The sequence below is a fragment of the Schlesneria sp. genome, assembly GCF_036405755.1.
GTDB lineage: Bacteria > Planctomycetota > Planctomycetia > Planctomycetales > Planctomycetaceae > Schlesneria > Schlesneria sphaerica.
This window is the reverse complement of sequence record NZ_DASWWZ010000440.1, coordinates 1-7,393: the sequence shown is the minus strand read 5'-3', so window position 1 is coordinate 7,393 and position 7,393 is coordinate 1. Positions and strand designations below refer to the sequence as shown.

At 56.6% G+C, this 7,393-nt stretch carries 6 protein-coding genes; 4 read left to right on the top strand and 2 right to left on the bottom strand.

Features of this window, described 5'->3' with window-relative positions; translation table 11 throughout:
* Together VGE80_RS15070 and VGE80_RS15065 are read left to right on the top strand one after the other, a co-directional pair.
* Nucleotides 1-844: outer membrane protein assembly factor BamB family protein (locus VGE80_RS15070; protein ID WP_440593232.1), on the top strand; the 844-nt coding region annotated here is incomplete at its 5' end.
* Nucleotides 826-1,980 carry a hypothetical protein gene (locus tag VGE80_RS15065; protein WP_440593231.1) on the top strand — a complete coding sequence of 385 codons (1,155 nt, stop codon included), beginning with the start codon at nt 826-828 and terminating at the stop codon, nt 1,978-1,980. The genes VGE80_RS15070 and VGE80_RS15065, both read left to right, overlap by 19 nt.
* 60 nt (nt 1,981-2,040) lie before the next feature.
* Here the strand turns inward: VGE80_RS15065 and VGE80_RS15060 are convergent, their stop codons facing one another.
* The gene (locus VGE80_RS15060; protein WP_440593230.1) at nt 2,041-3,471 is read right to left on the bottom strand and encodes a cytochrome P450; all 1,431 of its coding nucleotides are present in this window, start codon (nt 3,469-3,471) and stop codon (nt 2,041-2,043) included.
* 582 nt (nt 3,472-4,053) lie between these two features.
* On the opposite strand from VGE80_RS15060, the gene VGE80_RS15055 reads away from it, so the two are divergent.
* Complete coding sequence (locus tag VGE80_RS15055) at nt 4,054-5,742, top strand: hypothetical protein (protein ID WP_373652802.1); 1,689 nt, start codon at nt 4,054-4,056, stop codon at nt 5,740-5,742.
* A gap of 190 nt (nt 5,743-5,932) precedes the next feature.
* Here VGE80_RS15055 and VGE80_RS15050 read toward each other — a convergent pair whose 3' ends face one another.
* Nucleotides 5,933-6,262 (bottom strand): STAS domain-containing protein, encoded by a 330-nt coding sequence (locus VGE80_RS15050; protein WP_373652801.1) that lies wholly within the window; start codon nt 6,260-6,262, stop codon nt 5,933-5,935.
* A gap of 537 nt (nt 6,263-6,799) precedes the next feature.
* On the opposite strand from VGE80_RS15050, the gene VGE80_RS15045 reads away from it, so the two are divergent.
* Nucleotides 6,800-7,132 (top strand): HesB/IscA family protein, encoded by a 333-nt coding sequence (locus VGE80_RS15045; protein WP_373652800.1) that lies wholly within the window; start codon nt 6,800-6,802, stop codon nt 7,130-7,132.
* Nucleotides 7,133-7,393: the final 261 nt, after the last annotated feature.

Sequence of the window (7,393 nt, the reverse complement as noted above, 5' to 3'; positions counted from 1 at the left end):
CTGGAAAACGGACCGTTCTGACTTCCTGCGTAATTCGTGCACACCGATTCTGTGGAATAACGAAGGTCGTCAGCAAATCGTCGTGGCGGCGACCCTGCGGGTTGTCGGATACGATCTGGAGACCGGGAAAGAAGCGTGGACTGTCCGTGGGATCTCACGCACAGTCGTCAGTTCGCCGACCGTGGGGCCAGACGGGAATCTGTATCTGGCAGGCTGGGCTGCGGGGGGGGATGAGGCGGAACCAATTCGGGCGGAACCGTTCGACGATGTCGCCCCGCGAAGGGATAAGAATCAAGACGGAATGCTCAGTGAAGAGGAACTCGTCGAAGGGCCGATCTATGCTCGCTTCACACAGGCCGACCGGAACAAAGACGGACAACTGACGCGTGACGAGTACGAGCTTTTTCGTAGTCTGTTCGACCAGGGAAAAAACATGGTCCTGAGTATCCGGCCGGGTGCGACGGGGGACGCAACGAAAACTCACATCCGTTGGACCTATCCGAAGCAGGTTCCCTTCTGTGCGTCTCCCCTGCTCTACAACGGCAGGCTGTTTACAGTGAAAGACGGCGGAATTCTTCAGAATCTCGACCCGGAAACGGGGAAAGCATCGCGTCCGCTCAGGCTTGAGGCAAGTGGCAGCTATTATGCCTCACCTGTCGCCGGGGATGGGAAGGTGTATCTCGTTGATGAGCCTGGTCGGCTGACGGTCGTTTCGGCAACGGAGCAACTGAATCTCCTGCACACCAGCGACATGAAGGAGGATGTCTTCGCCACGCCAGCCATTGTCGATGGTCGGATCTATCTGCGTACGGCGGGGCATCTCTATTGCTTCGGTCTGAAATGACCCTGCCGAACTCCGCTGCCGTCATGATGTCACGGCTGACGCGTCTCGTGCCGCCTGATGCCCTCTGGATCGCGGGGCTGCGTGGAGTCTTAAGGCAACTCAAAGCCAGCCAGACGACGCTATTACTAAGCGAAAAAACAGCGGGGGCTCCGTTTCTGCAGCAGGCCGCTGCCCGGCTGGGAGTCGAACAACACTTTGTTTCAGTGCCGGAAGGAGTCGACACCGCTTCGGATCGATCCGTCGCCGATCAGAGTCTGATGGATGCCGCCGAGGTGGTCTACGTGCTCCACCTGCGCAGTGGGGGCAATCTGGAGCGGCTGCTGAAAGAACGACTTCAGCAGCGACAATCTCGAGTAGTGCTGGTCGACCTGCCTCAACTGCAGCCTGACAATTTGCGAGCAGAACTGTGTGCGCAAGGAGCGACCTCCTGGACGCCGACAACCGAACAGTTGAGTCCCCTGGTCGCAGCTGCGGCTTTGAAAGATCTCGACCGAACCTCGGAGGCGTCGACCGATCCTCCGGACGTTTATACCCTGTCGCCGTTCCCACCTGCCGAGGAATGGGATTTTCTCGCGCACAGCACACGCGCCTGTCCCGGTCCCTGGCCCGGAGATTCGTTCGCAGAGTATGCCGACAGTCTGCTGGAGGCGCGGAGTGATGCGGATCATTCCGCGCTGAGTGCGCTGCTGCGGATTATCCGTCAGAAAACGTTGATCGCGTCGGGCCGAACCATTCGCGGAGGGGACCGTGTCGTGAGCTTCACTGCAATTCCACTTTCCGAGCTTCCCTCACTGCGTCGCTTTCGGCCGCACCGCGTGCATTGGGATTTTGAACCCTACGGTATCTGCCTGCGCCGAAGCTGGCTGCTCAGTCGAGGGGCTCAGGCAGTGAACTACGCTGAGGAGGCCGACTGGCCGGAATTGACCGCGCAGCAGCGTCCTTTTTTTCAGCGGGCAATCGGTCATTCGGGAATCGACTGGAGGGTCGAGCAGGAATGGCGCGTGGTGGGTGACCTTGGTCTGCGCGATGCCGCACCGCAAGACGTCATCGTTTTTGTCCCGCACTTTGAAGCGGCGAAGGCTGTGGCGCGGATCACATCGTGGCCAGTCACACTCTGGCCAGACGACGCTTCCTGAATTGGTGCCGACGGCCGCACGTTCATGCGGCCGTCAACGAGGTCAATTCTGCTATTCTGACTACGCCGCACGCCGAGTGGACACGACTTCGCGCAGATCGACCATTTCGTGAATGTTTCCACGCACCGGTGCCGAGTGGAACTTTCCGTCCTGATGATCGATCCGCATCATGACGCTGGTGGTGGGGCCGAGCATGGTTGAAATGACCTTGGAGCTGACCTCCGAGTTCGGGACCATCGTCACCTTGAACCGCTGCAGAATTGTCGGCAGGGTGGTCTTGAGGATCAGCATGGCGAGCGGAGCACCCAGGCACATTCTCGGTCCCGCCCCAAATGGCAGGTACTGATAGGGGGAAGGATTGATATTCAACCAGCGATTCGGAAGGAACGCTTCCGGGTCGGAATAGATGCCCGGCATATGGTGCGTGATGAACTGGCTGAAGACGATCCCGGCACCGGGCGTCAACTGGAAGGGGCCGAGTTCGACCGGGGCGGCGGCGACGCGCTGGGAATAGGACGACGCCGGCAAGATCCGCATGCTTTCCTTGAGCGTCCGTTCCACGAAGGGGAGCTGTTCCAGTTGTGCGACCGTCGGGAAGCCTCCGGTAAGATTCGCTGTCAGCTCCTCGTGCAGCTGCGTCATCGCAGTCGGGTGTTGCGCGAGCAGGAAAAGTGTCCAGGTCAGCGTGTGGGCAGTAGTGAGATGTGCCGCGGCAAACATCAGTGCGGCAGACCCGACCAGCTCTTCGTCGGTAATGCTCCCTTCGCTGTCATGAGCATTGATGAGAATCGACAGGGCGTCTGAACCGGTGGGATTCTGTTTCCGAAGTTTGATCATTCCGAGGATCTCTGCTTCGAGTTTTCCTGCATACTCGAGAAGATCGCTGTAACGATTGGCAATCGTCGGATCAGCGACGAACGCACCCATGCCGATTTCATGGTTCGAGTGAACCCACTCATCAATCATGTGACCAATCCGGTATGCCACTTCGGGCTGATCAATGCCAAACAGAATCGTGCTGGTCAGCCGCAGCATGAAATCGGTCATGTCGCGCGAGACATCTCGCTCCGTCCCGGGAACCCACTCTGCCAGCATCGCCTCGACCTCGCTCTGGATCGACGGGATATAGTTAAGAATGGCCTTCTTCATGAAGGCATCCATCACCATGCGGCGGTTCCGCTTGTGCTGTTCTCCATTCATGCTCAGAAGGCCGGAGCTCAGTCTGCGCTGAGGGGAATTTCTTGAGCCCCGAATGGCAAAGAATTGAGAGTGAAAGTTGGCCATATCACTCAGAATCTGATGGTTAAACTCAGGTCCGAAAACGAAATAGATCCGTTGGCCCTGCTCTTCCATGGCACAGATTGAGCCGTGCCGCGCATGGAGCTCACGGAGACAGGCGACCGGGTCATCGGGGAAATCCATCAACCGACCGTATGTGACCGGCAGCGGCTTTTCAGCACCATGTGCAATGGACAGATTCGTTGAGTTCATGTTCGTGTCTACCTTGACTTTGATACGAACGCATCCTGCGATCGAACACCGATGTTGCCTATTTAGCAACTCCTTACGAAATCCTCTAGGTGGACTGGCAATTTCTGTCAATTCGTTTCAGGCCGAATGCCGGTCTTCTCGGGGAAGTATTGACCGGTACGTCTCTGTATTTCTCTTCTGCACTGGTGACAGGGAACAGCAATTGCTTGCGCAATTGAGTCTGGCCCGCTTCTGGCAGTTTTTACAAGTGGGAGGACACGCGGGAAAAAGGGATCTGGCGGGTTGCACAAACTGGGATATTGGCCTGCGTGAATGGAGTGAAGTTTTCTGAAATTCCCTGTCGAGCTTGAGTAAAATTTGAATGCAAAACCGAAAGAACTCGAAATCTGGTGTAAAACCCGGCTAAAGGTGATGAATTTCGCCGATGCGAATCGAGACTCACAAGGTGTGATGCCGATCTGATCCCTGTCCCGGCGGCAATTCGCCACCCGATCCAGCGACACTTCGGCCTGCCTTGATTCGATGGCACGTCAGTCTTGTCATGATTTTCAAGAGCATCGAGACATCGTCAGGAAACATCCTATGTATCAGCGAGGATTTATCGGGACGCTGTTCTGCGCAATGACGACAAGTTCGCTCAGAACGACCACCCTTGCCTTGACGGGATGCGCCGTTTTTACCAGCGATGCTTTCGCACAGCCTCCCGTTCGCCGGATTCCTCCCGCGCCGTTAGGGGTACCGAATGTGGCGGTGGGGCCGACTGCCAATCCGTATGGAACGCCCCCTGTTGCCGTGGGGCCAGCACCGATTTCCGATCCCCTGGTCTCGCCCCTGCCCCCTCCTGGCTTCTCGGCGGGACCCGGCCCCTATCCGATGGGGCCCAATATGATGCGGCGTCCTTCACCCTTTTTGCCGGCGCCGGGCCAGCCTGTCTTTCTTCAGCCGGGCCTTGCCGCAGCCCCCTTCGCTCCCGCCGCGCCCATTGTCGAAGAGGCGCCAACGCCGATTGGCAATATCCGGTTCAGTGTTTCGGAAAGCTTTCTGAATCGACTGGTCGCACGTAATGAAACCCGTCCCGGCGAAGTGCGGGACTTTATTCTCGGGGCCGAGGTCTTCGGACACCAGACAACGGCAACGAAAGTTCGACTCGATCTGCTGCCGGGTGGGACGCAGGGGCGCGCAGTTCTCGTCCTGAACGGGACGACGCAAAGTGAAACGACCGGCTTTACACCGCAGGCCAAAGTGGACGTCGCCAGCCAACAGGAGTTTGTGGCGACCAAGGAGATCTACTTTGACGGTGAGAAGTTTTCGACGCGGCACGCAGTGGTGCATGTCCGGGCAAAGAATCAGACTCTTGGCGCGACCACCCCACTGACGGGAACTTTATTCGGAGGGATTGCAAATCGAATCGCCTTCCGGGAAGCAGAACGTCGGCGTCCGCAGGCGGAAGCGGTGGCGCGGGATCGCGTGGCAGAGAGGGTGTTTCCTGAGTTCGACAAGACGATCGATAAGCAGCTCGCTGATGCGAATGATCAGCTCGAGTTAACGGTGCGAAAGTGGCTGGGGGCAGCGGATCTTTTGCCTTCGCAACAGCTCGTCCACACCTCTGACACCCAATTGAGCTATTTCATGCAGGTGACGGGGCAGACGCCGACTGAGTCGACGACCGAACTCGAGAATCGTCTCGGCCCGGAAAATGGTTTGAAACTGATGGTGCATGAAGGATTGCTGAATTCGCTGGTCGGCAGACTCGGTCTGAAGGGCCTGCGCACAACCGACAAGGAAATGGAAAAATCCATGGCTCCTTACGCGGTAAAGCCCGAGAAAGACGAACTCGATTCGTCACAGCCTCCGCCGATTTCGCTGCCAGGCCTGCAAAATATTGTGATCGACATCGAATTTGACGACGAGGATCCCCTGACCATTCGGCTGGAGGATGATCGAGCTCTGGTCACCTTGCGGGCCAAATTCAAGCCGGCGGGAAATGACGTGCTTCCTCCGCTGGCTGTCACAATTCCGTATTCGACGAAAATCTCGGGCGAAAAAATTGTCGTCACGCCGGGAAAAGCCCAGGTCGAACCCCTCTCCAAGGGGGGGACGCGATTGCCGGATGTGGCCTTGAAGGTGATCTCAAACGCGATTGATACGAACTCGACCAGTTTCGCATTTGATCGGGCTCTTCCTGCCTCCTTCTGGCCCCTGCCTGGACCAGTTCCACGCGTCGTCGGGATTCATTCGCAGGACGGCTGGGGGGGCATTTCGATCGACTGATCTGGCGTAGCCGGCTGACAGGATGAACTCTGGGCTCCAGCGGAAACAGCCGGGGGCTGTGACCCGCGGAAGGGCGAATAATAGAAACGGCTCTGACGGAAAAAAACGAGTTCGAGCGACAGGTCGAACTCGTTCCACTTCAACATCAATGAAAGGCGGTCTTATCGGTCACCGACTCTTGTCGTTGGCTTTAGACAGCGATTTCCAGTTCGTGCAATTCCAACACATCATCGAGCTTGGTGATCTCGAGGACTTCCCGAATATCGGTGGAAGGATTGTAGAGATGGACTGCCACCCCCTGCTTGCGGATTGATGCCAGCAGTCCCAGGAGGCCGCTGGGGATCAGTCGGACGCGTGTGAGGTCGAAGGCCAGCACCTTGCAGTGGTGCGACCGAATCAGTTCGACAAGCTCGTCGCGGCATTCGGCGACATTCATATCATCGAGAACTTCACGTCCGCCAAAGCCGATGACCGTCAATTCACCAGCCTGGTAGACCTCCAGATTAGAAACATTCGGCATTGAACCAGTCCCCACTGACAAAAATCATGAATACCACAAAAACAAAAGAATACGAAAACACAACATCTACGAAGAAATGAAACAATCGCTGGCGAAAAGTTGAATGAAATCGGCCAGATCCCGTAAAAGTCTGAGGGACACGCACCATCGAGGCAATGTTCGTTCCAGAAATTCAAGGAGCGGACGGAAATCCTGTGAACAAGGGGGTTGACATACGGATTTTATGTGTCCCGAGACGCTCAGGACTTGGGAAGACCCGTTGAACTGTGGGGGAAATGGAGTGCAACGGGATTCGGCCAAAAGATTAATCGGCACAGAATGTCTGAAAGAACTGCTTGTTGCGGAGAACCGAAATGTGGCTTGTGGGTGCAGAATGTTGCTGCGAAAAAATGCAACAATTGCGACAATACAAAGCTCAGGGGCTCCCGACGGGTGTGATAGCCCTGTAACTTTGGGAATGAGCTTGCCTCGCACAATCGACACCTTATAATTTGCCGACGTTTGAATGCCCCAATATTTCCTGCAAGGACTGTGATAATGGCCGTGACATTGACCGAAAAAGCTGCCGCCGAAATCAAGCGGATCCGGGCCGAAAGCAAGATTCCCGAAGAGTACGTGCTGCGAGTGGGTGTCCGGGCAGGCGGTTGCTCTGGCTGGGACTATTCCTTTAACTTCGACGACACTCAGGACACGACGAAAGATTTCGTCACCGAGCAGTTCGGCGTGAAACTGGCTGTCGACAAGCGATTCGACCTCCATCTGGATGGGACCGAGATCGATTTTATCGACGACCTGAATCGCCGTGGGTTCAAGTTCAACAACCCCAACGCTCAGAAGACCTGCGGTTGCGGCAGCAGCTTCGCGATGTAGAACCTAATCACCTGTTCGTTTCGATTCCCGATCCCCTCGCATGTGACTGTCGGATCGGAAGGGGCAGTTAAAAAGATGAGCGCTCAACGACCGTAGTGGACATTGGTCCGCTGCGGTCGTTTTTCTGTGCGCCTGGCATGTTGTGTTTCTCGGAGATGCAAGTTCTCTACGGGCCGTGATGACCGGAACCGTGAGCTGTAGGACAGGGTGCCCGCCGCGAGGCGGGATCTGAAGGGAGCCGAAAGCGAAACTTGGACTCGA